General features: G+C 53.9%; 18 protein-coding genes. 13 read left to right on the forward strand and 5 right to left on the reverse strand.

The window, feature by feature from the left end; translation table 11 throughout:
• Positions 1–55: 55 nt before the first annotated feature.
• The 9 genes from IE099_RS09450 to IE099_RS09490 all read left to right on the forward strand — a co-directional run bounded on the left by IE099_RS09450 (position 56) and on the right by IE099_RS09490 (position 12333).
• Positions 56–346, forward strand: coding sequence for a hypothetical protein (locus IE099_RS09450; protein WP_189569678.1), 291 nt, complete (start codon positions 56–58; stop codon positions 344–346).
• Positions 347–515: 169 nt separating this feature from the next.
• Positions 516–1388, forward strand: a complete 873-nt coding sequence (gene ilvE / locus IE099_RS09455; RefSeq protein ID WP_189569679.1) for a branched-chain-amino-acid transaminase — start codon at positions 516–518, stop codon at positions 1386–1388.
• 114 nt (positions 1389–1502) lie between these two features.
• Entirely contained in the window at positions 1503–2003 is a 501-nt protein-coding gene (locus IE099_RS09460) for a UvrB/UvrC motif-containing protein (RefSeq protein ID WP_229809461.1), read from the forward strand.
• Positions 2000–3121, forward strand: coding sequence for a protein arginine kinase (locus IE099_RS09465; RefSeq protein WP_229809462.1), 1122 nt, complete (start codon positions 2000–2002; stop codon positions 3119–3121). The genes IE099_RS09460 and IE099_RS09465 overlap by 4 nt, the downstream gene beginning before the upstream one ends.
• On the forward strand, positions 3114–5627 hold the full coding sequence (locus IE099_RS09470; RefSeq protein WP_189569681.1) for an ATP-dependent Clp protease ATP-binding subunit: 2514 nt from the start codon (positions 3114–3116) through the stop codon (positions 5625–5627). Before IE099_RS09465 ends, IE099_RS09470 begins: the two co-directional genes overlap by 8 nt.
• Before the next feature lie 271 nt (positions 5628–5898).
• The gene (locus tag IE099_RS09475; protein WP_189569682.1) at positions 5899–7626 is read left to right on the forward strand and encodes an amino acid carrier protein; all 1728 of its coding nucleotides are present in this window, start codon (positions 5899–5901) and stop codon (positions 7624–7626) included.
• Positions 7626–9647: an ATP-dependent helicase gene (locus IE099_RS09480; RefSeq protein ID WP_189569683.1), complete on the forward strand. Its 2022-nt coding sequence runs from the start codon at positions 7626–7628 to the stop codon at positions 9645–9647. The genes IE099_RS09475 and IE099_RS09480 overlap by 1 nt, the downstream gene beginning before the upstream one ends.
• A gap of 183 nt (positions 9648–9830) precedes the next feature.
• The gene (asnS, locus tag IE099_RS09485; RefSeq protein ID WP_189569791.1) at positions 9831–11195 is read left to right on the forward strand and encodes an asparagine--tRNA ligase; all 1365 of its coding nucleotides are present in this window, start codon (positions 9831–9833) and stop codon (positions 11193–11195) included.
• A gap of 106 nt (positions 11196–11301) precedes the next feature.
• A complete protein-coding gene (locus IE099_RS09490) occupies positions 11302–12333 on the forward strand; it encodes an alkene reductase (protein ID WP_189569684.1) in 1032 nt (343 codons plus the stop codon).
• Positions 12334–12341: 8 nt separating this feature from the next.
• On the opposite strand, the gene IE099_RS09495 is transcribed toward IE099_RS09490, so the two are convergent.
• Both IE099_RS09495 and IE099_RS09500 read right to left on the reverse strand, forming a co-directional pair.
• Entirely contained in the window at positions 12342–12731 is a 390-nt protein-coding gene (locus tag IE099_RS09495) for a hypothetical protein (RefSeq protein WP_189569685.1), read from the reverse strand.
• Between the two features lie 12 nt (positions 12732–12743).
• The gene (locus tag IE099_RS09500) at positions 12744–13619 is read right to left on the reverse strand and encodes a sugar phosphate isomerase/epimerase family protein (RefSeq protein ID WP_189569686.1); all 876 of its coding nucleotides are present in this window, start codon (positions 13617–13619) and stop codon (positions 12744–12746) included.
• A 199-nt stretch (positions 13620–13818) separates the two neighbouring features.
• On the opposite strand from IE099_RS09500, the gene IE099_RS09505 reads away from it, so the two are divergent.
• The gene (locus IE099_RS09505; RefSeq protein WP_189569687.1) at positions 13819–15735 is read left to right on the forward strand and encodes a DUF1549 domain-containing protein; all 1917 of its coding nucleotides are present in this window, start codon (positions 13819–13821) and stop codon (positions 15733–15735) included.
• 27 nt (positions 15736–15762) lie between these two features.
• A complete protein-coding gene (locus tag IE099_RS09510) occupies positions 15763–17079 on the forward strand; it encodes a DUF1501 domain-containing protein (RefSeq protein ID WP_189569688.1) in 1317 nt (438 codons plus the stop codon).
• Positions 17080–17196: 117 nt separating this feature from the next.
• Here the strand turns inward: IE099_RS09510 and hisH are convergent, their stop codons facing one another.
• From hisH to IE099_RS09525, 3 genes are read right to left on the reverse strand one after another with little or no spacing between them, the layout of a single operon-like run.
• Positions 17197–17805 (reverse strand): imidazole glycerol phosphate synthase subunit HisH, encoded by a 609-nt coding sequence (gene hisH, locus IE099_RS09515; RefSeq protein ID WP_189569689.1) that lies wholly within the window; start codon positions 17803–17805, stop codon positions 17197–17199.
• A gap of 6 nt (positions 17806–17811) precedes the next feature.
• A complete protein-coding gene (hisB, locus tag IE099_RS09520; protein ID WP_189569690.1) occupies positions 17812–18399 on the reverse strand; it encodes an imidazoleglycerol-phosphate dehydratase HisB in 588 nt (195 codons plus the stop codon).
• Complete coding sequence (locus IE099_RS09525) at positions 18400–19533, reverse strand: PTPDL family protein (RefSeq protein WP_189569691.1); 1134 nt, start codon at positions 19531–19533, stop codon at positions 18400–18402.
• 172 nt (positions 19534–19705) lie between these two features.
• Between IE099_RS09525 and IE099_RS09530 the strand changes: the two genes are divergently transcribed.
• On the forward strand, positions 19706–21688 hold the full coding sequence (locus IE099_RS09530) for a DNA gyrase/topoisomerase IV subunit A (RefSeq protein ID WP_189569692.1): 1983 nt from the start codon (positions 19706–19708) through the stop codon (positions 21686–21688).
• Positions 21689–22093: 405 nt separating this feature from the next.
• Positions 22094–24424, forward strand: a complete 2331-nt coding sequence (locus IE099_RS09535; RefSeq protein ID WP_189569693.1) for an Amuc_1098 family type IV pilus outer membrane protein — start codon at positions 22094–22096, stop codon at positions 24422–24424.
• Positions 24425–24448: the final 24 nt, after the last annotated feature.

The following is a 24448-nucleotide window of genomic DNA, read 5'->3' on the forward strand; positions in this document are numbered from 1 at the left end:
GACCCTCTAATGTTCTGCTTTTCGATGTTGTTCTTTTCGCGCGCCAAGGTATGGCTTGGACGAGAGAAAGGTGAGGTATTGGTATCAGTCGGAGGAAGATGAGTTGACCACGGTGGATTACTTCATCGAGGTCGAGCGGGAGGAGAAGTCTGTCCTTTGGGGATTCCATCCCCGGTTGCCAAAGGGAATGCATTCCAAGAAGGGAGATGAGATGGGGCTGGGAAGTGACCACTCCAATAGACGGCAGTCCTTTTCGGAATTTCTCACCGCACCTTATCAGACGGTTTCGCCGGAGCTGAAGGAAAAGCTTATCGCGGAGATGGGCGAGGAGCCTGGACCATTCTGAATTCTCTCTCGCTGAGAATGGGACGCGTTCTTCTGGTTTTCTCCGTTAAATTGAAGAGGCCGAATCGGTTACTTGCTGGAGAAGTTGACTGGCCTCGGGGAGAATTTCCTGGGGTGCAGCCGGATTTCAGTCTTTTCAACGGCGCTTCCTCTGGTCACTTTTCCGCCACATGGAAAGAATGATTTGGTTGGACGGGAAGATTGTCCCGGAGGCAGAGGCGAAAGTCTCAGTTTTTGATCACGGCCTGTTGTATGGAGACGGGATTTTCGAAGGAATTCGTTTTTACAATGGTCGGGTCTTTCGTTTGGAGGAACACACCAAGCGTCTTTTCCTTTCTGCCAAAGCGATTCTGTTGAAGCTCCCTTGGACCGAGGATGAGGTGAATGCGGCCGTTTGCGACGCGATTCGGGCAAACAAGCTGCAGGATGGCTACGTCCGTTTGGTCATTACGCGTGGAGTGGGGGGATTGGGGCTGAATCCCTACCTCTGCGATACTCCCTCGATGTTCATCATTGCCTCCACCATCAGTCTGTATCCTGCAGAGCATTACGAAAATGGTTTGGAGTTGATTACCTGCGGAACCCGTCGGCCCACCCCTGGTTCTTTGAGTCCACAGGTGAAGTCTTTGAATTATCTGAACAATGTCATGGCAAAGGCCGAGGCCATCAAGGCGGGTTGCGTGGAGGGCTTGATGCTCAACGAGCATGGCTACGTTGCGGAATGCACCGGGGACAACCTCTTTTTGGTGAAGAACGGGAAGGTGCTGACCCCTCCGGTGAGTGATGGCTCTTTGGACGGGATCACCCGTCAGGTCATCTTCGAACTCTGTGAAGAGGCAGGGTTGTCGATTGAAGAGAAAACGCTGACTCGATACGATATCTTCACTGCGGACGAATGTTTCCTAACGGGGACGGCCGCTGAGGTGATTCCTGCTACCAAGCTGGATGAAAGGGAGATTGGCGACGGCAAGCCCGGGCCAGTTACCCGGCAGCTGATCACCGCTTTCAAGGCTCTGACTCAGTCGACGGGAACTCCGTTTTGAGCAAAGTCGAAAACTTGTTCCGCAGATGGCGCGGATTTTCTTTTCGAAATCCTGCGTGGCAGGGCTAAGCTAAAGGAAGAGATGAAGTGCCAAAACTGCCAAGAGAAAGCCACTGTGCATTTCACACAGTTGGAAAACGGCCAGATGAACAAGATGTCGTTCTGCGAAAGCTGTGCTGCCGCGGAGGGAATCATGGATCTGTCTGGTTTTGGGCTCGCTGATTCGGTCTTGAGCGCGGGGTCAGATGAGACAAAAGGAAGCGACAATGGTGACCAGTGTCCCGGGTGCGGCTTCACGCGAAGCAAGTTTCAGCAAACCGGGCGATTGGGCTGCAGTCAGTGCTATTTGACCTTTTCCGACGATATTTTAGCCCGCTTGGGTCCGATGCACCGGGGTCTACGCCATCTAGGCAAGCACCCCGAGGGCTTCACTGGAGATGCTTTTTCCGAGCGTCTTCTGGCTGAATGTGAAGAGCGTTTGGCTGAAGCCGTGGCTGCCGAGAATTACGAAGAGGCTGCCCGGATTCGCGACGAGATTCGACAGCTGTCCCAGACTTTGGAATCGGTTCCGACGAGTTCGGAAGCTTCCGCTGAAAATGGAGACTCTGCACCATGATGCGTTTTTCTACTTTATTAAAGAATCCCGCCGATTGGATGGCGAATGATGACGAGTCGAACTCGGTGGTTTTGACCAGCCGGGTCCGTCTGGCGCGGAATATTGCCGGAGAGCCGTTTCCCGGCTGGGCTAAGAAGGAGGAGCGGGTTGCCGTTTTGGAGAGAGTGAGGGGAGAAGTTGAGGCCTTGCCCGGAATGAAAGGGGCTTTTTCCCATGGGTTGGAAGATTTGAGCTCGGTTCAAAAGCAGGTTCTTGTGGAGCGCCATTTGATCAGTCGGGAGCAGGCGGCGCGAAGCGAGGGCAGCGCGGCGATTGTGAACCGCAAGCAGACCTTCAGCCTGATGTTGAACGAAGAGGACCATCTCCGGATGCAATCCATTCGGGCGGGGTTGAGTCTCACGAAGGCTTTTGAAAAGCTCTCGAATTTGGAGACGGAACTTTCTCGCAAGGTTCCCTTCGCCTTCGATGGGCGTCTGGGGTATTTAACCGCTTGTCCCACCAACGTCGGGACGGGGATGCGGGCCTCTGCGATGCTGCATCTCCCGGGCTTGGTCCTGTCGGACGAGGTCGGCCCGGTTCTGCAAGGGGTGGCCCGATTGCGCCTGGCGGTTCGTGGCTTTTATGGCGAAGGCACGGAATCCTTGGGTAATCTTTTTCAGGTCTCCAATCAGTCGACCCTGGGAGAGTCGGAGGGAGAAATTATCAGTCGTTTGGAACGTGTCATTCGCGACGTTGAAACCCACGAACTGAATGCGCGTCAGCGTCTGATGGAGAACGACCCCCAGATGATTCTTGATCAGGTGGGGAGAGCCTATGGCGTGCTGAAATACTCTCACATCATCGCTTCGAAGGAGGCGCTTAACCTTTTGTCCCTGCTACGGTTGGGGGCGGAACTTGGGTTTTTTGAAAAAGGGCTACGGCGGGTCTGCGATCTGCTTTTGATGGATATCCAACCTGCGCACCTCCAACTCCATACCGGCAAGAAGCTGGACGCCGAATCCCGGGACTCCATTCGCTCAGAAATCATCCGGGGTCGGTTGCAAACTCTCGAACCCCCTGCTATAAATCCTTCAACACTAAAAGAGCGGAAAGATTCCGCTGAAAACAAAGATGAATAACTTCACTCCCAGAGCCCAGCAAGTGCTGGCCTTGGCCCGCAAAGAGGCGGACCGATTCAACCACAATTACGTGGGAACTGAGCACCTTTTGCTAGGGCTCATCAAACTTGGACAAGGGGTGGCCGTCAGCGTGTTGGAGCGCCTGGGCCTTGACCTCGACACCGTCCGTATGGAGGTGGAAAAGGAAGTGGGCACTGGCCCCGACACCAAGATTACTGGAAGCGTGGCGTATACACCACGCGTTAAGAAAGTGCTCGCCTTAGCCAACAAAGAAGCGAAATCCCTGAATCATTCCTACGTGGGCACCGAGCACTTGCTGCTTGGCTTGCTGCGCGAAGGGGAGGGCATTGCGGCCCGAGTATTGCAGCGTTTGGAAGTCGATATCCAGAGCACCCGGAACGAGATTTTGGCGGAAATTGACCCCAATTTCGCTCCCGATGACGATGATCTTTTTGAGGAATTTGATTCCGATGCAGATGACGACGACGATGAGGATGAAGAGGACGGCGAAGGAAAGAGCAAGACTCCGGCCTTGCGGGCTTTCGGCCGCGATCTGACCAAATACGCCCGCGAGGGAAAGTTGGATCCTGTAATTGGACGGGCTTCGGAGATCGAGCGCGTGATCCAAATTCTTTGCCGCCGCACCAAGAACAATCCGGTCTTGGTCGGTGAGGCCGGGGTCGGGAAGACCGCGATCGTAGAAGGTTTGGCACAGGAGATTTCGTCTGGAAATGTCCCTGAAATCTTGCGCGAGAAAAAGGTCATCACTCTCGACCTCGCCCTGATGGTTGCGGGCACGAAGTACCGTGGGCAGTTCGAAGAGCGAATCAAGGCTGTCATGGATGAGATTCGTAAAGTGGGGAACGTGATTCTCTTTATTGACGAACTTCACACCATCGTGGGAGCAGGCTCGGCGGAAGGAGCGATGGACGCTTCCAACATTATCAAGCCCGCCCTGAGTCGCGGGGAGTTGCAGTGTGTTGGGGCGACTACTTTGAACGAGTTCCGCAAATTTATTGAGAAGGATGCCGCTCTGGAGCGCCGCTTCCAGAAGGTGAAGGTTGAAGAGCCTTCCGCTGAAGATGCGGTTGCGATTCTGAAAGGCTTGCAGGAGAAGTATGAGTCCCATCACAAGGTGCACTACACCGAGGATGCCATCGAAGGCGCGGTGAAGCTGAGTGCGCGTTATTTGACCGACCGTTACCTGCCGGATAAAGCCATCGACATCGTGGATGAAGCGGGTGCGAAAGCCCGCATCAGCACCATGACCCGTCCTCCAGCCATCAAGGACATGGAGAAGGCAATTGAGGAAATTCTCAAAAGCAAAACCGAGGCCATTGCAGAACAGGACTTTGAAAAGGCGGCCGCTCTCCGCGACGAGGAGAAAGCTGCGAAGAAGGATCTGGAAGACACCATCGAGAACTGGAAAGCCGACTCCGAGGAAAAGGTCGTGGACGTTGACGAGGATGACGTAATGGCTGTGGTCTCGAAGTGGACTGGAGTTCCTTTGCAGCGAATGGAGAAGGCCGAAGCGGGCAAGCTCCTGAAAATGGAGGAAGAACTTCGCGAGCAAGTCATTGGTCAGGACCCCGCAGTGGAGGCTATCTCGAAGGCGCTTCGTCGCTCTCGGGCCGACCTCAAGGATCCCAAGCGTCCCATCGGTTCGTTCTTGTTCCTGGGCCCAACTGGGGTGGGTAAAACCTATTTGGCCCGCAACTTGGCTGAATTCATGTTCGGTGATGCGGATGCTCTCATCCAGTTGGACATGTCGGAATACATGGAAAAATTCACCTCCAGCCGCCTAATCGGCTCGCCTCCCGGCTACGTCGGTCACGAAGAAGGAGGCCAGTTGTCCGAAGCAGTTCGACGCAAGCCTTACTCCGTGGTTCTTTTTGACGAGGTTGAGAAGGCTCATCCTGACGTGATGAATCTTTTGCTCCAGATTCTCGAAGAAGGCACTTTGACCGACAGCCAGGGACGCAAAATTGACTTCCGAAATACCATTATCATTCTGACTTCCAATGTCGGCGCGAGCACGATCAAGAAGCAGACTTCATTGGGTTTCAATGCCATGACTGCGGAAGATGGTGGCTTTGACGAGATGAAGGCTAAGATTCTGGAAGAGTCGAAGAAGCACTTCCGGCCTGAATTCCTCAACCGTCTTGATGAGCAGGTGGTTTTCCACACTCTGGAAAAACCGGTGCTCAGCCAGATTGTCGATTTGGAAGTCTCCAAGCTTGAGGCCCGTCTCAAGGAACGCGAAATGGAGATTGAGATCGCCAGCGATGCCCGCGACTTCCTGATTGAGAAAGGTTATGATACCGAATACGGAGCGCGCCCAATGCGTCGTGCCGTGGAACGGTATCTCGAAGATCCTCTGGCAGAGGCCCTTCTGCGTGGGGACGTCAAGAATGGAGATTTCATCGAGGTTTCCCTCGTTAAGGACGCCAAGGAACTCACCTTCAAGCCCAAGAAAAAGAAGAAGGAGCCCAAGGCGGCGGTCTAATTTTCTCGGAGCGAATTGATTTATCACTCCCTGGATTTCGAGCAAGCGTCTCGAATTTCAGGGAGTTTTTTATGGGGTATGGCGCGTGTCGAAGTTTGAGTTTCTTGGTCTGATTCGTGGGTGGTGAATAGGCAAATAGTGGCCTGCCGTGAGACCGATGAGGTCCAAACAGAGCGATTGCTTGGAGAGGAGGGCGCAGAAACGGCAAATCTTACTCGCTATGCCGATTTTCCGACTTGTGGCCTCTTGCCGAGCGGGACAGGGTTTTGCCATGTTTCATAAAGGATTATTTGGTTTCCTATTTCTGTTTCTTTCGGCGGTCTCCGCGAGCGCCGAATCAGTCAGTGAAAAGATGGATGGCTTTCTGGAGCCAATTGCGACCACCGCTGATAAGATTGTCTTCTACTCGATTCCGCTGGGCAATGGCAACAGTGCTCCAATTGTCCTGATCCTGCTGGCGGTGACAGCTATTTTTCTGACAATCTATTTCAAGTTTATCAACTTGAGAGCCTTCGGTCTTGCGGTTCGGACGGTGAAGGGGAAGTATTCCAAGGACGACGACCCGGGGCAGATCACTCACTTCCAGGCGCTCGCCACCGCGCTTTCTGCTACCGTTGGCTTGGGGAATATCGCCGGTGTGGCGGTTGCGATCGGAATTGGGGGGCCGGGCGCGGTATTCTGGATGGTGGTAATGGGTTTCCTAGGGATGAGCTCAAAGTTCACCGAGTGCACCCTTGGGGTGCGCTATCGTAAAATCGACTCCGAAGGAAAGGTCCATGGGGGTGGAATGCGCTATCTTCAGGAGGGACTGAAGGAACGGGGTTTTGCCGGTTTAGGAAAGGGCTTGGCCATCTTCTTCGCCATTGCCTGTGTGGGGGGCGCTTTGGGCGCAGGCAACATGTTCCAGATGAACCAATCGGCTCAACAGGTGACCGAAACATTTGGTGTTTTCAGTGGCGGGGGTGAGTGGAAGTTGGGTGTGATTGTCGCTATTGCAGTGGGTGCGGTCATTCTTGGAGGTATCGTATCGATTGCCCGGGTCACGGCCTTTTTGGTTCCGTTCATGACCATTATTTATGTGATCGCCTGTATCGTGGTTTTGTTTGGTTATGCGGGTCAGATTCCAGCGGCCTTGGGGACCATCGTGAGCGAAGCATTTTCTCCAGAAGCAGGGATTGGCGGTTTCATCGGAGGTTTGATTCAAGGGATCAAACGAGGGGTTTTCTCCAACGAGGCCGGCCTCGGTTCTGCGGCGATTGCCCATGCTCCCGTCAAAACCCGCAAGCCCGCGAGTGAAGGGGTGGTAGCGCTTTTGGAACCCTTTATCGACACTGTGGTGATTTGCCTCATGACCGCGTTGGTCATTGTGGTAACTGGAGTTTGGAAAGTGGATGCAAGTTTGGCCGGGGAAGCGACGATCTACTCCGCGCCCGATGCCTCTTCCGAGGTGGTGAAGACTCTGGAAGCGAGCGATCTGGTGAAGGTCGACAAAAGTATTGCGGAAGTGAAGAAAGCCGGAGAAGAGTGGGTTCCTGTTCACACTCAGGAGGGTACGGAAACCGGCTTTATCGCATTGGACTCGCTGGTTGACCGTACGGGTTGGTCGGGCGGAATTTGGCTGACCTCACGTTCGTTTGGCTCGGTGATTTCCTGGTTCCCTTATGTGCTCACTATTGCAGTGGTGCTCTTTGCTTTTTCCACCATGATCTCTTGGTCTTATTATGGCGAACAAGCCATCGACTACCTCTCGGGGAGTAACAAGATTGCCATCCTGATCTATAAAATCATCTTCTGCATCTGCGTCGTTCTTGGTGCGGGCGCTTCGCTGCAGAACGTTTTGAAGCTGTCCGATGCCATGTATTTTGCGATGGTGATGCCCAATTTGATTGGCCTCTATTTCCTTCTTCCAGTGGTTAAAAAGGAGCTCGCGAGCTTCCAGGATTTTGCCAAGCGGGTAGACGAGGGCGCAAGCTTGGACGAGGCGGAGGAAGCGGAGTAATGGCGCGCGATTATCAACTGCAGCAGCCGGAGCGAAAGGGGACTTCGGGGATCGACTACAAGGCCGCTCTGAACGAGGAGCAATATGCGGCAGTGACCTCGCCGCCTGGGGCGGCGCTAGTCATTGCGGGAGCAGGCTCGGGAAAGACCCGGACACTGACCTACCGGGTGGCCTATCTGTTGGACCAAGGAGTCGACCCCAAGGACATCCTCCTGCTCACCTTTACCAACAAGGCTTCTCGCGAAATGCTGGAGCGGGTTAAGGAACTGGTTCCTCAGGATCTTTCGACCCTCTGGGGCGGGACCTTCCACTCGATCGGCAACCGTATTTTGCGTCGTCATGCGGATGAAATCGGGTTCACCCGGTCATTTTCCATTCTCGATCGTGATGACCAGAAGTCCTTGATGAATACCGTGGTTGCGGAATGCGAGATCGATACCAAGACCCGGCGTTTTCCCAAGGCTGACGTGCTGGCCAGCATGTTCTCCATGATGCGCAACACGGGAGAGACTCTCGAAGAAATTATCGAAATTCGCTATCCCTACTTCGAAGAGTGGGGCGAGGAAATTGCGCGCGTAGAGCAGAGATACGCGGAGAAGAAGCACGAAGTCAACTCGATGGATTTCGATGACCTGTTAGTTCTGACTCTTGAGCTTTTGCAAAAGAACGAAGAGTTGCGGCACCTCTATCAGAAGCGGTTTCGCTACGTCCTGGTCGATGAGTTTCAAGATACCAACCACGTGCAAAGCGCGCTTATCGAATTGTTGGTGGAACGACACAAGAGTCTCATGGTCGTCGGAGACGATGCCCAGTCGATCTATTCATGGCGGGGTGCCGATATGGAAAATATTCTCGGCTTTCCCGACCGTTTCGAGGGAGCCAAGGTCTTCAAAATCGAGACCAATTATCGCAGTGTCCCCGAGATTCTCGACCTTTCCAACAGCGCTATTCGAGCGAATACGCGTCAGTTTCACAAAACTCTGCGCTCTTCCCGCGAAGCTGGTTCGGCACCTCCGGCTCTTGTTCCGGTGGAAGACCCGACAACCCAGGCCCAGTTTGTGGCCCAGCGGATTCTCGAGCTTCGCGATGAGGGGGTGGAGTTGGAGGAAATGGCAGTTCTCTATCGGGCGCACCATCAGAGTCTCGAGGTTCAAATGGAGCTCACCAACCGGGGAATCCCGTTTCAGGTCACCAGCGGGCTGCGCTTCTTTGAACAAGCGCATATCAAGGATGTGGCGGCCTTCATTAGGCTCGTCGTCAATCGTAAGGATGAGGTTAGCTTCAAGCGTATGGCCCTAATGCTCCCCGGAGTGGGGGCGAAAGGGGCTGACAAGCTGTGGGCCGCCTGGCGTAAGACCGGATGGGGTGAAATGGAGAAGCCGCCGGAGAAGTTTTCTGACAAGCTGCTGGAATTCTCGGTGCCGAAGAAAGCGGCAAGCCATTGGGAACAGTTGGCGTATGTCCTGGATGAGCTTGTCAACAACGGCGACTTCGCCCGTCCGTCCGAAATGATCTATTCCATTCTGGAGGGAATCTACGATGAGGTCTTGCAGGCCAATTTTGAAAATTACGATAACCGCCGGGCGGATGTGGAGCAATTGATGAGCTACGCCGAGACTTTTGATGATATCGAAGAGTTCCTGGCTCAACTTTCTCTCATGGGATCGGTCGATGGAGAACCGACAGGAAAGAAAGAAGAGATCGACCCCGAGCAAATCACCTTGTCCTCCATTCATCAGGCCAAGGGATTGGAGTATAAAGTCGTCTTTGTGATTTGGCTCACGGATGGAATGTTTCCAAACGGTCGAATCATCGAGTCCGGTGATGAGGGGCAGATGGAGGAGGAGCGTCGGCTCTTCTACGTGGCCATCACTCGCGCGAAGGATGAACTTTACCTCATCTATCCCCAGATCAATCCGCGGAGCTATACTGGGGATGTCATCCAGCGCCCCTCGCGCTTCCTGGAAGATTGTCCCGATGAGATGATGGAAGAGTGGCGCGTGGGTGGGGGAGGTTGGTAGGCTCTTCCGTGTCGACTTTTTAGAGGAGAGAGCAGGGAAGGTTGCTGTGGGTAAAAATCTTCAGCGTATACCAAGAGGCAATCATCCGTGGGGCTTTTACAATGCAGAAAAATGGCGTTGGAAAGTGCTCCATGAGAAGACGCAGGGCTTGAGTTTAGTGGCATGGTGCGCGAAAAGAACGTCATGAAGCGTGAGTTGATTCGGCGGGTTTTGGCGAGTGAGAGCGAGAGGGAGAACGTCTCGGTAGCGGGCTGGGTGCGCACCCGGCGCGATGCCAAGGGGTTTTCCTTTTTGGAGGTGAATGATGGGTCCTGTTTGGGCAGTTTGCAGGTGGTCGTGGATGAGGGCATTCCGGGCTCGGAGGACCTTAAGCGGATGTTGACCGGCAGCTCGGTCAGCCTGGTCGGTGAACTGGTGGCTTCCCCGGCCAAAGGACAGACTTGGGAAATGCGGGCAACTACGATCACTCTAGTAGGTGAGGCTCCCGAGGACTATCCTCTCCAGAAGAAACGGCACTCGGCAGAATTCATGCGCGAGATTGCTCACTTGCGTCCCCGCGCGAATCTCTACGGAGCGATTTTCCGTGTTCGGAGCCAGCTGACCCAGGCAGTGCATCGCTTTTTCGCGGAGCGGGATTTTGTGAACGTGCACACTCCAATTCTAACAGCCAGCGATTGTGAAGGAGCCGGCGAGATGTTTCGAGTCACCACTCATGACCCTATGAAGGGGGGAGGGAAGCCCGAGGATGACTTTTTCGAAAAGGCTGCCTACTTGACCGTGAGCGGTCAGTTGGAAGGGGAGACCTTCGCTTGCGCGCTCTCTAACATCTATACCTTCGGCCCGACTTTCCGCGCCGAGAATTCGAACACCTCGCGTCACGCGGCCGAGTTTTGGATGATTGAGCCTGAAATCGCATTTTGCGATTTGGAAGGGGACATGGAGCTGGCGGAAGACTTCGTCAGAGCCATGGTGCGCGAGGTGGTGGAGGAAATGCCTGAGGACTTTGCATTGTTTGCCAACTTTGTGGACAAAGGTTTGCGGGAGCGCTTGCAACAGGTCCTGGAACAGCCTTTCGTCAGGGTGTCCTACACTGATGCGGTGGAAATCCTCGAGAAGAGTGGCGCCACTTTCCAATATCCGGTTGCTTGGGGAGAGAATCTGCAGAGCGAGCACGAGCGCTATTTGACCGAAAAGCATTTCAAGGCACCAGTTACGGTTTTCAATTATCCCAAGACCATCAAGCCGTTCTATATGCGTCAGAATGACGATGATCGGACCGTTGCGGCGATGGACCTATTGGTCCCCGGCATTGGCGAGCTGATCGGAGGCAGTCAGCGGGAGGAACGCTATGACCGACTGAAGGCCAAGATGGACGAGGAGGGCCTGAGCGAGGGGTATGATTGGTACTTGGAGCTGCGGAAGTTCGGAAGCGTTCCTCACGCAGGTTTCGGCTTGGGCTTTGAGCGCTTGATCATGTTTGTAACGGGCGTGGGCAATATCCGTGACGTCATTCCTTTCCCCCGCACGCCGGGAAACTGCGATTTCTAGGGCTCGGTCAGGTTTTATGAAAAAATCGCTGGCCTTTCTCCAGAAAGGTTCGAGTTTTCGACTCCGCTCGGCGGACTGAAACGTTGTGAATCATTTTACGCCTACCATGTTGTTCGAGCCTGTGAAAATGGGCGCACTCGAGTTGCCAAATCGAATTGTGATGGCTCCGCTCACGCGTTGCAGGGCGAGCGAGGGGCGGGTCCCCAATGCGATGATGGCGGAATACTATTCTCAGCGATCCGGGGCTGGGTTGATTCTTTCGGAAGCCACTTCGATCTGTCCCATGGGGGTCGGCTATCCCAATACCCCCGGCATTTGGTCGGAGGCACAGGTGGAGGGGTGGAAGCTCGTCACTGATGCGGTGCATGCTGCTGGTGGCAGGATTGTCCTGCAGTTGTGGCATGTGGGCCGGATTTCCGACCCTCTTTACCTCGACGGCCGTTTGCCGGTTGCCCCGAGTGCGATTGCCCCGGAGGGACATGTCAGCCTGGTGCGACCGAAGAAGAAGTTCGAGACCCCGCGGGCCCTGGAGCTGGAAGAGATTGCGGAAGTGATTGAGGCCTATCGCAAAGGTGCTGAAAACGCCAAGAGAGCTGGCTTTGATGGGGTGGAACTACATGGCGCCAACGGGTATCTGCTGCAGCAGTTTCTGTTGGAAAGCTCGAATCATCGTACGGACGATTATGGAGGCTCGGTCGAGAACCGAGCCCGTCTGATGTGCGAGGCAGTGGATGCCGCGATTTCGGTTTGGGGGCCGGAGCGAGTGGGGCTGCATCTCTCTCCATCCAAGGAAGGAGAACGGGAATTTCGCTATCTCGCGGAGGAAATGAAGCAAAGGAAAATCGCCTTCATCTTCGCCCGCGAGCCCATCGAAGACTCCCGATTGGGAGGGGAGCTCAAGGAGCTCTTTGGCGGGCCTTTCATCGTTAACCAAGAACTGAGTATGGAGGTCGCTAGCCAACTTCTTGAGAGCGGACAAGCGGATGCCGCTTCCTGGGGACGACTTTTCATTGCCAATCCTGATTTGGTTCAGAGGTTTGTTAGTGGGGCGGCATTGAATGAGCCGAGAGAGGAGCTTTTCTATAGCGAAGGCCCGGATGGCTACACGGATTATCCAACCCTCGAGGAGGTTGGGTAGGCTATAGACTAGTGTTTACTGTGAAAGCTGAAGACCGCAGGGTCATGGAGCCAAATTTCGTCTAAAAAGGCGAAAACCCGCGCAGCCAGCGGAGTGGCTATGACCTCTTCGCGAGCAAAAACACGTTGGCCTTTCTCCAGTTTCCAATCGTAGTCGGCCTCACTGACGACCATGAAGGATTCGACTTCGAATTTGTAAAGAACACTGACGAAAGCCTCTGACCCGGGGAGCACAATGAGAAACGCCATTCCATGCCGGGGGCCGTTTTCGGTCCAACGGGCGATGTAGAGCGCTTCCGATTGGTCGGCGAGAACCGCAGTGCCGGTTGACGTGTAGGTGTGATTGCCGCAGCAGGAGCATTCACCTTGTCGAATGCTCTGCTGGGCGAGAATTGGCATACTTGGGCGAGGCTATGCGAGTTCCTTGCGCACTTTTTCCAAGAGGGCCTTGGTCAGCATGACGCCTTCGTCTTCGCTGTGCTTCTTGCCTTCATATTCAACGCCAACGTAGCCGTGGTAGTTGGCCTTGAGCACGAGTTCCATTGCTTTCTTGAAGTCAGTTTGCACTTCGTTGCCCGCGCTGTCGAACTCGCGAGATTTTGCCGAGACTCCTTTTGCGAAAGGCATCAGGTCGCGGATACCCTGATAGCGGTCGTATTCGTGGAAGTTGCCAAAGTCAGGAAGGGAGCCGCAATTCGGGAGGTTCACTGCGGTAAGAACATCGGAGAGCCACTTGCCGTTGGAAGAATTTCCCCCGTGGTTTTCGACGATGATGTTGATGTCGTGATCCGCGGCGAAGGTGGAGAGTTTGTGCAAGCCGTCGGTCACTTGCTTGGCCGCTTCCTCCGGAGAGCCGTCGCCGTAGGCGTTGACCCGAATCGAATGACAGCCAAGGGTCTTGGCTGCGGTGACCCAGCGCTTGTGCTTGTCGACAGTCTTGTTGCGACCTTCTTCGGTTTTGGCTCCGATGCTGCCCTCGCCATCGATCATGATGAGCACATTTGTCATCCCGAGGTCATTGACCCTTTGATTGAGGTCGGCGAGGTAGGCCGCGTCTTCGGCTTTGTCTTTGAAGAACTGGTTCACGTACTCCAGCGCATTGATGCCGTAGGTTTCTTTCGTGTATTTGGGCCAATCGAGGTTGGTCAACTTGCCAGCCTTCAGCGCGCGATGGTTGGACCATTGGGCGAGAGAGATTTCGAAAAGCGGCTTCTTGGCGTTTTGTCCAAAAAGAGAGGGAGTCAGAGAAGCGGCTGCTGCGGTTGTGAGGAAGTGGCGACGGTTCATATTTGCAAGAGCCTAAACGGAGGCTTCGCCCAATTTCGAACGAAAATTTTGTCTAATCGGAAGAAACCGACAAATCCTTAGTCGGCAGTCTATTAACTTAATTCGTCAACCAAGGCCTTCCGCCCGCGCGAAATTAAAGAATTCTCGGCAATTCGAGAAAAAGACTCTAATTTAAAGCAACGTAATTCGTAATATTCAAATGATGAACAAATCCATGCTCATGAGTAGCCTCGCGGCGATAGCCCTCTTGCCGGGGCAGCTGCTGGCTCAGAAACCACTCGCACCCAAGGACGATCCTGAGTTTCTCAAGAAGTCGGCCTTGATGGTCGATCGTCATGTTGCCTCTCTCTATAAGACGAAGAAGCTCCCGGTTCCTGATGTGGTGGATGATCCAACATTTCTGCGCCGTAGTTTTCTCGTGGCAGCAGGCCGCATTCCAAATTTGGAAGAGGCCCGCGCTTTTCTAGAGATTGAGGATTCGGACAAGCGCGAAGCTTTGGTGACTTATTTGATGGGTTCCGATGGATATCGCAGCCACATGACCAACTGGGTTTTGGATATCTTGCGTGCCCAAGACAATTTCGACCGTGGTGACGCGGCTCCGTATCTGGAATTCGTTCATAGTTCAGTCGCGGAGAACAAGCCTTGGGACGTCATGACCCGTGAGCTGCTTGCCTCGAAGGGGGCCTTGTGGAGCGAGGGCAATGGTGCAGTCGGTTATTTCGTGCGCGACAAGGGCATGGAGCTGGACAATTTGTCGAACACAATGCGGATTTTCACCGGCACGCGGATGGAGTGTGCGCAGTGTCACGATGATCCGTTTGGAGAGTATGAGCGCATGGACTTCTACCACTTGGCCGCATTTGTTTCCGGTCAGCGGGAAATCAATCGTGGACCTTGGGATCAGGTTTGGCGCGAGGTGAGAGATGCGAAGGAGGAGCGCAGTGAGTTTGGGGAGTTGATGCGTTGGTTGGGTGACAACATCCACTACGCAACCTTGGGCGGAGGCGGAAATGGCCGCATCAAATTGCCAAATGATTATCAGTATCGCGATGGTGACCCGGGCGAGATGATCGGAGGCAAGACTCCCTTCGGCGACCGCAAGCGCACCTCGGATCGCAAAGACGCGGGAGACTCACGCGCGACTTTTGCGGAGTGGATTTCATCAACCGATAATCCACGCTTCAATGCCACTATCGTCAATCGGATGTGGCAGCGGGTAATGGGGCGGGGGATTTGGGAACCTGTCGATGAGTATAAGGAGCCCGAGGATACAGTCGCTCCAGCTTTGGTGAAAGACCTCGTCAAGCTGATGCAGACCCTTGAATATGACGTGAAGGCGTTTCAGAACGTGCTTCTTTTGACCCGGACCTTCCAGTTTGCCGCCAATTCTCAAGCCTTTGATGCAGGTGTTCCCCAGTCCTTCAACGGGCGTCAGCTCGAGCGCATGACTGCAGAGCAGGTCTGGGACTCAATGGTGACTTTGGTGAAAGGCAATCCCGACGCCCTGCCCAAGCGTAAATTTGGAAACGGAATCTATTACAATGGCAAAAATGTATTGGGCGGAGAAAAAACCATGGCTGAGTTGGCCGAGGAGCTTCTCGCCATCAAGTCGGCCGGTGAATACCGCCAATATGTCAACGAGCTGCTGAAGAATATGAAGTATGGCAGCGGCAAAAAGGACAAGAAGATGGAGTCCATGGATATGATGGCCAGAGCTGGTCGCCCGGGACCTGCCAACGGTATGGCCCGAGCCTCCGAATTGGCTTCGCCAGCCCCCGAGGGCCACTTCTTGCGCCAGTTCGGGCAATCGGACCGCATCCTGTTGGACTCGGCGACTAACGAAGCCAACATGGCCCAAGTTCTTTCCCTGATGAATGGGCATGTCGAGAAGATGGTTGTCAGCAATGACAATTCCGCTCTCTACAAGGCCCTCGAAGCAGGAAGCAGTGACCGCGATAAGGTCCGCTATCTCTACTACGCCGTTCTGGGTCGTCCGCCATCGGATGATGAGATGAAGTTGCTGATGCGCGATGTCATCGACGGAACCGACGGAAGTTATCGCAATTTGGCCTCGGCACTCCTGTCGACGCACGAGTTTTTATTCATTCAGTAATCAAATTTAAAAAAGGAAGACCAACCCATGAAAAACAACGAATTTAATAAGGCCGACGAATTGGGTCGCCGCCAGTTTATGATCAATGCCGCTCGCTCTTACTTGGGAGTGACCGTGGCTCCGATGTTAGGCGCGACCCTGGCCACGCCTGCCTTTGCTCAATCGGTCAAAGGGGGGCGAAAGGCTGCGGAGCATGTCATTTTCCTGAATATGGCAGGAGGCATGAGCCACTTGGACACCTTCGACTTGAAGCCTGGTAGAGACGTGCAGGGTCCCGTGGAAGGGATCTCTACCGCCGGTGATTTTCAGCTTTCGCAGTATTTGCCCAAGACTGCCGAGGTTGCGGATAAGATGTGTGTGATCAACTCAATGACCTCCACGCAGGGAGCTCACGAGCAGGGGCAATACATGCTTCACAGCAGTTACTCCCAGCGGGGCACCATCACGCACCCCTCAATCGGTTCCTGGGTCGTCCGGCTCAAGGGGCGCAAGAACGAGACTCTGCCCGGCTTTGTTTCGGTCGGTGGAAATCCCAAGAATGCTTCCTCAGGTTTCATGGGGGCCGAGTTCGCCGGAGTTCCTCTTGGACGGGCAAATGAGGGGCTCAAGGATTCCAAGCGGGCTCACTCGGTGAGTGCCGAGGATTTCGACAAGCGCTTGGCGATAGCGGATGCTCTCAACAAAAAATTCCACGAGAAGTATAACGTCCCACAGGTCAAAGCCTATGAAAGCCTCTACGACGAGGCGGTCAAGCTGATGAATAGTGCGGACTTGAAGGCCTTCGACATCAATCAAGAGCCTGGCAATACTCGCGCCAAGTATGGAACCGACAACTTCGGTCAGGGGTGTTTGTTAGCTCGTCGTTTGGTGGAGTCCGGGGTGCGTTTCGTGGAGGTGACCTTGGGCGGCTGGGACACTCACTATGACAACTTCACCGCCGTGGAAGCCCGTGCGGCCGTGCTCGATAGAGGGTACTCGGCTCTCATGAAGGACTTGGAGGCCAAGGGCTTGCTCGATAGTACAATTGTGGTGATTGCGACTGAATTTGGACGTTCGCCCAATATCGTGGCCGAGCACAACAGCGGGCGGGATCACCACCCGGCCTGCTTCAGTGCGGTCATCTCGGGTGGCGGGGTGCAGGGTGGAATCAAGTATGGAAAGTCCGACAAAAACGGAAACCGTCCAGACGAGAATCCGGTCACCCTTCAAGATCTCAACGCGACCATCGGCTATGCTCTCGGGCTCGATCACTCGCAGGTTATCTACTCACCCAGCGGGCGGCCATTCCGTCTGGGTGGTGCTGACAAGGACCTGGGCACGCCCATTACATCCATCTTCAGCTGAGTGAGTTTGGCGTAACGGTTTTTTCACTCCTTTCCTGCTTTTGCGGGAAAGGAGTTTTTTTTGTGCAACTCTGAGCTTGGAAGTCTCCCACGGCTGATGAGCTGGGTGCCTGCTGGGCTACTGGAGAAAGTTCTTCAGCAGCTGTAAGCCGGTGTGCTGACTTTTCTCCGGATGAAACTGGGTCGCGAACAAATTGCCTTTCCGCACAGACGAGGCGAAAGGGAAGCCATAGTCTGTGGTGGAGGCAATGACATCTGAGTCCAAGGGGTGGGGATAGAAGGAATGGACAAAGTAGAAATAAGGATCGGGTTCCAAATCCTTCCAAATGGGATCGGCTGGATCCGTCGGCTGTGCTGTATTCCAGCCCATGTGCGGCACCTTCAGGCCCATGTCGGCAGGGAAGCGTTCAACCTTTCCTTCTAGAATGCCCAAACCGGGAGTCTCGGGGCTTTCTTCCGAGCCTTCGAAGAGAAGTTGATAGCCAATGCAAATTCCAAAAAAGGGTTTGTCCGCTTCCAACCATTCTTTCAAAGGCTCAACCAAGCCTCGCTCTTCCATGTTGCGCATGGAGTCGCCAAACGAGCCTTGCCCCGGAAAAGCCAGATGGGTGAGTCCTTCGAAATCCTCAGGCTTCGACACGTTCCGGGGCTGAACTCCGAGGAATTCGAGAGCGCGAACCAGTGAGCGGAGATTGCCTCCGCCATAGTTGATTACACCAAGTTCCATTACAGATTAAAGTACGGCCTTGGTGCTGGGAATTGCTCCTTCTTGACGGGGATCAATGGTCACCGCGACTCGAATCGAGCGAGCGAGCGCCTTGAAGATCGCCTCCGCGATATGATGCCCGTCCCGGCCAGCCAAGAGGTCCACGTGAATATTCGCCCGCAGGTTGGATGCGACTGCGCGGAAAAACTCTTCGACCAGGGTGAAGGGCATGTTTGGCGCGGAAGCAGTGTCGGCAGGCGGGTTGAACGCGAGATAGGGGCGGTTGCTGAGATCGACCACCACTCGGGCCAGAGTCTCGTCCATTGGGACATATGAGTGCCCATAACGTTGAATCCCAGCCTTGTCACCAAGAGCCTCGCGAATGGCATCTCCCAAGACGATTCCGGTATCTTCAATCGTGTGGTGCCCGTCGACCTCGATGTCTCCGTCAACCGAGACCTCCAGGTCGATGAGGGAGTGCTTCGAGAACAAGGTCAGCATGTGATCGAAGAATGGAATGCCAGTATCGATCTCGCTTTGGCCTGTCCCGTCGAGGTTCAGGGAGAGAGCGATCTTGGTTTCCGCGGTTTCGCGGTTCAATGAGGATTCTCGCATTTACTCGGCAGTCTCGGTCTCTTCGCTATCAGCCTCTTCTTCTTCCCCGGCTTCCTCCTCGGCAGGAGGGTTGTTGATAGTGGGATCGAAGCGGTCGATTAGGGCGTCGAGGTAGCTCTCTTCCACTCCCGCTTCGTCCAAAGCGTCGAGGATAGGTTCGAGGGCTTCCTTGTCTTTCTCGCCAGCTGCGGTCCAGCCCTTGCGGTAAAGTTCTCCCACGTCTTCAAACTCTTTGAGCTCGGCTTCGACTGCCTCCAGTCTCTCGGCTTCGTCCTCAAGAGCATCCAAAGTGCTCTCAATTGATTCCGCGTTGCGGGTGTCAACGGTGAACCAGGTCTGCTCTTCGTCCTCCTCCTTGGTCCAGAGACGTTCGAAAGTAGATTTCCGCTGTTCCTCTGCCTGGAGGGCCCGTTGGCGGTCACTGGCAGGGAGGCGTTCCAGCGCTGCGAGACGGCGCTCTTCCCTGGCGTCGAAGCCGTTCAGTTCCGAGGAGAGCAACTTGGTGTAAGTTCCGACCACGGCCTTGATGAGAGGAAGGGACTCACGATGGGCCTTGGTCCCAAAGAATTTGCGCTCTAAATTGTCATAGCTGCGGAGAGCTCCCAGATAAGATCGGGCTTCCACGAGGTCCTTGAATTCCTTGGCCGCGCTGCTCGCATCCACAGCGAGCGCATTTTCTTCCCGCTCTTCAGCGCTCATGAGGCCTGATTTTTCCATCGAAGTCTTCACTCCTCCTTTGGCGATGAACTCACGCTCGGCTTTCAATTCCCGCAGCATCTTGCTGGCCTTTGTGCCGGCGGAGGTCAACTTGTGCGCCAAAAGGAAGGACTCGATTTTTTTGATGCGAGCATCGTATTCCTTCAGCGAGAGATACGGAGGAGCGGGGGCCAATCCCGCAATATTGTCCTCAAAGATTGTGTCGGACTCGTTAACGATCTCAACATCAGCCACTTCGGAGCGCTTGATAGTGCGTCGTTCCTTAATGGATTTGGTGACGTTGACTTCGAGGACGTATTCTTCGAGAGATTTCTCGAGAATCTGGGCGTCGAGCTTGGTGCCGTCCTTCAAAGTGATGATATCAGCCACAGCTGGCACTGCGAGAGCGACAAAAAGCGAGGTTGTGAGGATTTTCATAGGTGTTGGAGTTGCGTAATAGAAATGTCTGCCAAAATGGCCGGCACGAAAAGGGGAAATTGGTTTCTGAGGATGATTTTGAGTCACGCCGCCGACTTGCCCGCGCAAATAGAACTCTCGAAAGCCTTGCGGTGTCTTTTGGATGTCTTAATGATTTTTCCGTAACGAATTCATGAGCGACGAAGAAAACCGAAGTCACGAGCACACCAGTCTGGGCGATATGTACAAGGACTATTTCGTCCTCTACTCCAGCTACGTGATCCTTGAGCGTGCGGTGCCTCACCTGTTGGATGGCTTGAAGCCGGTTCAGCGCCGAATTCTGCATGCGATGCGCAACATCGATGATGGGCGCTATACCAAGGTCGCCAACATTGTGGGCGATACCATCAAGTATCATCCCCATGGTGATGCGGCGATTAAAGATGCGATTGTCGGCCTGGGCCAGAAGGAGTTGCTCATTGATACGCAAGGGAACTGGGGCAACGTCTTGACTGGAGACCCTGCTGCTGCGGCCCGATACATCGAGGCCCGGCTCACTCCCTTCGCACTCGAAATCGCCTTTAATCCCAAGACGACGGATTGGACTCTTAGCTACGACACGCGCAACAAGGAGCCGGTGACCTTGCCGGTGAAATTTCCTCTTTTACTGGCTCAGGGCGCAGAGGGAATTGCAGTGGGATTGGCGTGTAAAATTCTGCCTCATAATTTCAACGAACTTCTGGATGCATGCATTGCAGCCCTGCGCAAACAACCATTCGAGCTGCTACCTGATTTTCCAACAGGTGGAGTGCTCGATGCGAGCGACTATCGGGACGGCCTGAGAGGAGGGCGCTTGCGGGTTCGCGCAAAGATTTCGATTGAAAAAAATAGGCAGCTTAGAATCACGGAGGTGCCGTTCGGGGTCACCACCAAGAGCCTCGCGGAATCGATTGTCTCGGCGAATGAAAAGGGGAAAATCAAGATTACCAAGGTGGAGGATTACACTGCGGCGACTGCTGACATCGTGGTCCAGCTTCCCACTGGCATCGATCCTGAGAACGCTCGCGATGCCCTCTTTGCCTTCACTGATTGTGAAGTCTCAATCTCACCCAATGCCTGCGTTATTCGGGAAGACAAGCCGGCCTTTATTGGAGTAAGCGAGATCTTGAAAGCCTGTGCCTTCCGCACCCGCGACCTTTTGGAGATGGAGCTCCAAATCAGACTTGGGGAGCTTCAGGACAAATGGCACTTTAGCTCGCTGGAGAAAATTTTCATCGAGAACCGGATCTATCGCGACATTGAGGAGTGCACGACTTGGGAAGCGGTTATCGAAGCCATTGATACCGGCCTGGAGCCCTTCAAGAAATTGCTGCGCAGGGAGGTGACCCGCGACGACATTATTCGCCTGACCGAAATTAAGATTAAGCGAATCTCCAAATACGATTCGTTCCGCGCGGACGAGGAGATTAAGGGGTATGAGAACGAAATCGATGAGGTTGAAAAGAACCTGCGCAATCTCACTCGCTACAGTGTCCGTTACTTCGAGGGGCTGAAAAAGAAATATGGCAAGGGTCGGGATCGGCGAACTGAATTGAGAGAGTTCGAGGCTGTCAACCGCTCGCAGGTCGTCGCCATTACCGAGACTCTCTATCTGGACCGTAAAAACGGATTTGCCGGTTGGGGGCTGAAGAAGGAAGAGGTGATCGCCAAGTGTTCGAGATTGGACGATGTTCTCACCATTTTGTCTGACGGAAAAATGCAGGTCAGTAAGATTTCTGAAAAGGCCTTCGTCGGCAAGCGCCCCCAGCACATCGCCATCTTTCGCAAGGACGAGGAGAAGATCTACTCCATCATCTATCGGGAGGGGCGCGACGGTCCCATCCTGGCCAAGAGGTTCCGAATTGGAGGAGTTACCCGCGACAAGGAGTATTCTCTCACCAAAGGGGGAGCAGGAACGCGGATCCTCTATTTTGCGGTTCACGACAGCGAAGAGGAAAGCGCGGCTAACATGGTGGTTGTTCATATGAAGGCGGCCCTGCGGCTGCGAAATCTAAGCCGTCCATTTCAATTTGGAGAGATCGCCATCAAGGGGCGCGGGGTGCGGGGGAACGTCGTTACGAAGCATGCCGTAGACCGGATTGTCAGAGCTCCCAAGGATTCCAAAGAGGTTGAATAAAGCTTTCAAGTTTCAAACTGTTAAGAAACATAAATTAATTTGAGAATTCACTTGAACACCTGTTCATCCGTGTTAATTTCCCGCCATGACAAAGTTCAAATGGAGGCTGCGGTTGTGGTGGGTTCGGATGCGTGTGGGAATCCTCAAAAAGCGATTGGTCGCGATTCAGCGCCGCATGGCGGGTCGGGACAAACAAATTTTGGCACATCAGATGGATCTGCCATTGCACAGTTAGTTCGGTTAAATAAGGCCGTTCCCGCCATTCCTATGAATTTAGGGGTGGCGGGAACGTATTTGACTGTTTATAACCGCGCGAAGCATTAGTAATTCCAAGCGATTTTGAAAAAAAGCGGTCTTAAAAACCGGACGATATGTACGTCCTTAGTCTCGGTTGTTCTAGGCGGTATGACTTTAAGTCTACCCGGACAATCAGTGGTGCAGCAGGAGCTGGAGCGTCGTCGCGATAACGTGATTGCTGCAGAGGAAGCGATTATGGCAGGCGACGACGCCTACCAAAAATCGGACTTCCAAGAAGCGGTATCCAAGTATCGCGAAGCCTTTGCCAAAGTTCCTGCCGGTGATAAGACGGACAAGTTTCGAGAGGCGGCTCGTGAACGCTATGCGCAGGCCGCAGTGCAAGCTGCCCGCGTGATGAATAGGCAGGGAGATCGTCAAGGTGCAATCGAGATGGTCGATGAAGTCTTGGGGAAGGATGTTTTTCCCGAGTATTTTCCAGCTCAAAAGCTCAGAGCTCAGTTGGACGATCCGATTCGTTCAAATCCCTCCGCTACGGAAGAGCATGGCCAGAATATTGATGAGGTGCGTCGTCTCCTTTATCAGGCTGAGGGAGCTTACAATTTAGCTGATTTTGACCAGTCGATGGCCCTCTATAATAAGGTGCTTGTGATCGACCCTTACAACAAGGCGGCTCGTCGCGGGTTGGAGCGAAACAATTCCCGGATTTCAGACTACGCTGATGCCGCCCGTGACCACACTCGGGCGGAATTGATTTCACAGGTAGATTCCCAGTGGGAGTTGAAGAAGAACCAGGATGTTCAGGTCGCCGACGGGATTGTGACCGAAGGGGCGGCTGGAGGAACTTTTGGTATAAGCGGGGCCAATCAGATCGAAGCCAAGCTAGACAATATCATCGTTCCTTTCGTTGATTTTGAGGAGACTTCTTTGGTCGAGGCTGTTGAATTCTTGGAAGGCCAGTCGCGGGCTTTGGATCCGGAGATCATGGAGGAGAACAAGGGCATCGATTTCGTCATGAATATGGGTTCCGGCAACTCTCCTGAAATCGACGAGCTTCTCCAGCGTCGATTCTCATTCCGTTTGCGGAATGTGCCTCTTCGTCAGGTGGTTGAATATGTAACTCGCCAGTCGGGAACTTCGTTTCGGGTAGACTCTTATGCCGTGGTGATTCAGCCTGCTTCGGGGCTGACTGATGATGTCGTTGTGAAGCGCTATCAAGTGCCACCTAATTTTCTGAGCCAGACATCAGGGAGTGTCGCGGATAGCGATCCTTTCGGGTCAGACAGCGGTGGAGGCGGGACGCTTGCCCCCCGTTTGACGGCGCGTGAATATCTGGAAAATGCCGGAGTTCCTTTTCCCGACGGTAGCAGTGCGAGCTACAATTCCAGTTTGGGCCAGTTGGTTGTGAAGACCACAGAAGCCGGACACGACGAAGTTCGCGGGATTGTGGACGCCTTGAATTTGCAAGAGCCGATCGCGGTGGTGATCGAGACCAAGATTGTTCGGGTGAGTCAAGAGAACCTCGAAGAGTTTAACGTAGATGTTGCGATTCAGAATCTTGAGGCTTCCGGGGATCTCGTTGTCGGAGGCGGCACGGTTGGGAATGGTCGTCAGAGTGATTACTACGGAGGCAACCCCATTACCTCCGGTCTCCGGAGTGGTGATTTCGCCACCTCTGGTGACGCGATCGAGACCGTTCTCAATGACGAAGGAGGGGCGAGTCTCAATTCCGCGCCTGGATTTCTTTCCATGCTGGGCATTGCCAACGACCATGCGGTTTCCGTTCTTTTGAGAGGGCTGAACCAGAAAAAAGGAACTGATATCTTGTCTCAACCTTCGGTGGTAACCCGTTCCGGACAGCAAGCTATCGTGGAGTCGACCCGCGAGTTGATTTACCCAACCGAGTATGAACCACCAGAGCTTCCGAACTCCGTGGGTGCGACATTGATTGATATCAACACGGGGATCGAGACTGATGCCGGAAGTTCTTTTTCCGCTACCCCTTCACACCCAACTGCGTTCGAGACTCGCAAGCTTGGAACTTTTCTCGAAGTTCAACCGACGGTTAGCGCGGATCGTACTTACGCTGATCTGGCCTTTAACCTCAATATTGAGGAGTTTCTCGGGTTCATCAATTATGGAGAGCCGATTCAAGGGGGAAGTTCGACGCCGGATTTCGGAATCATTGGAGCAGGCTCTTCGATCTCAGGGGAGGTGACTTCGAATGATATTTTGATGCCTCTTTTCAATGTCGTTCGACTGAATACCAATATCTCGGTCGGCACGGGTGAGACTATACTCCTTGGAGGAGTTCTCAATGAGAAGGTCGAGATGGTGGAAGATAAGGTTCCTGTTCTTGGGGATGTTCCTTTTCTTGGTAAGCTTTTCAGATCAGACGCCTTACAGCGTAATAAGAGCGTGGTGATGGTGTTTGTGACCGTTCGAATCGTTGACCCTGCGGGCAATCCGGTACAGAAGTAGCCTTTGGTTAGTTATCTGACCAAC

It is taken from the genome of Roseibacillus persicicus (assembly GCF_014651675.1).
In the GTDB taxonomy this organism is placed as follows: domain Bacteria; phylum Verrucomicrobiota; class Verrucomicrobiia; order Verrucomicrobiales; family Akkermansiaceae; genus Roseibacillus; species Roseibacillus persicicus.

Excerpts from the sequence above, each read along its gene's own strand:
- hisH (WP_189569689.1), bottom strand. The coding sequence starts at position 17,805 with ATGGAACTTGGTGTAATCAACTATGGCGGAGGCAATCTCCGCTCACTG.
- IE099_RS09490 (WP_189569684.1), top strand. The coding sequence starts at position 11,302 with ATGTTGTTCGAGCCTGTGAAAATGGGCGCACTCGAGTTGCCAAATCGA.
- ilvE (WP_189569679.1), top strand. The coding sequence starts at position 516 with ATGGAAAGAATGATTTGGTTGGACGGGAAGATTGTCCCGGAGGCAGAG.
- IE099_RS09510 (WP_189569688.1), top strand. The coding sequence starts at position 15,763 with ATGAAAAACAACGAATTTAATAAGGCCGACGAATTGGGTCGCCGCCAG.
- IE099_RS09505 (WP_189569687.1), top strand. The coding sequence starts at position 13,819 with ATGATGAACAAATCCATGCTCATGAGTAGCCTCGCGGCGATAGCCCTC.
- IE099_RS09480 (WP_189569683.1), top strand. The coding sequence starts at position 7,626 with ATGGCGCGCGATTATCAACTGCAGCAGCCGGAGCGAAAGGGGACTTCG.
- IE099_RS09495 (WP_189569685.1), bottom strand. The coding sequence starts at position 12,731 with ATGCCAATTCTCGCCCAGCAGAGCATTCGACAAGGTGAATGCTCCTGC.
- IE099_RS09535 (WP_189569693.1), top strand. The coding sequence starts at position 22,094 with ATGACTTTAAGTCTACCCGGACAATCAGTGGTGCAGCAGGAGCTGGAG.
- IE099_RS09530 (WP_189569692.1), top strand. The coding sequence starts at position 19,706 with ATGAGCGACGAAGAAAACCGAAGTCACGAGCACACCAGTCTGGGCGAT.
- IE099_RS09475 (WP_189569682.1), top strand. The coding sequence starts at position 5,899 with ATGTTTCATAAAGGATTATTTGGTTTCCTATTTCTGTTTCTTTCGGCG.
- IE099_RS09500 (WP_189569686.1), bottom strand. The coding sequence starts at position 13,619 with ATGAACCGTCGCCACTTCCTCACAACCGCAGCAGCCGCTTCTCTGACT.
- asnS (WP_189569791.1), top strand. The coding sequence starts at position 9,831 with ATGAAGCGTGAGTTGATTCGGCGGGTTTTGGCGAGTGAGAGCGAGAGG.
- IE099_RS09470 (WP_189569681.1), top strand. The coding sequence starts at position 3,114 with ATGAATAACTTCACTCCCAGAGCCCAGCAAGTGCTGGCCTTGGCCCGC.
- IE099_RS09525 (WP_189569691.1), bottom strand. The coding sequence starts at position 19,533 with ATGAAAATCCTCACAACCTCGCTTTTTGTCGCTCTCGCAGTGCCAGCT.
- hisB (WP_189569690.1), bottom strand. The coding sequence starts at position 18,399 with ATGCGAGAATCCTCATTGAACCGCGAAACCGCGGAAACCAAGATCGCT.
- IE099_RS09465 (WP_229809462.1), top strand. The coding sequence starts at position 2,000 with ATGATGCGTTTTTCTACTTTATTAAAGAATCCCGCCGATTGGATGGCG.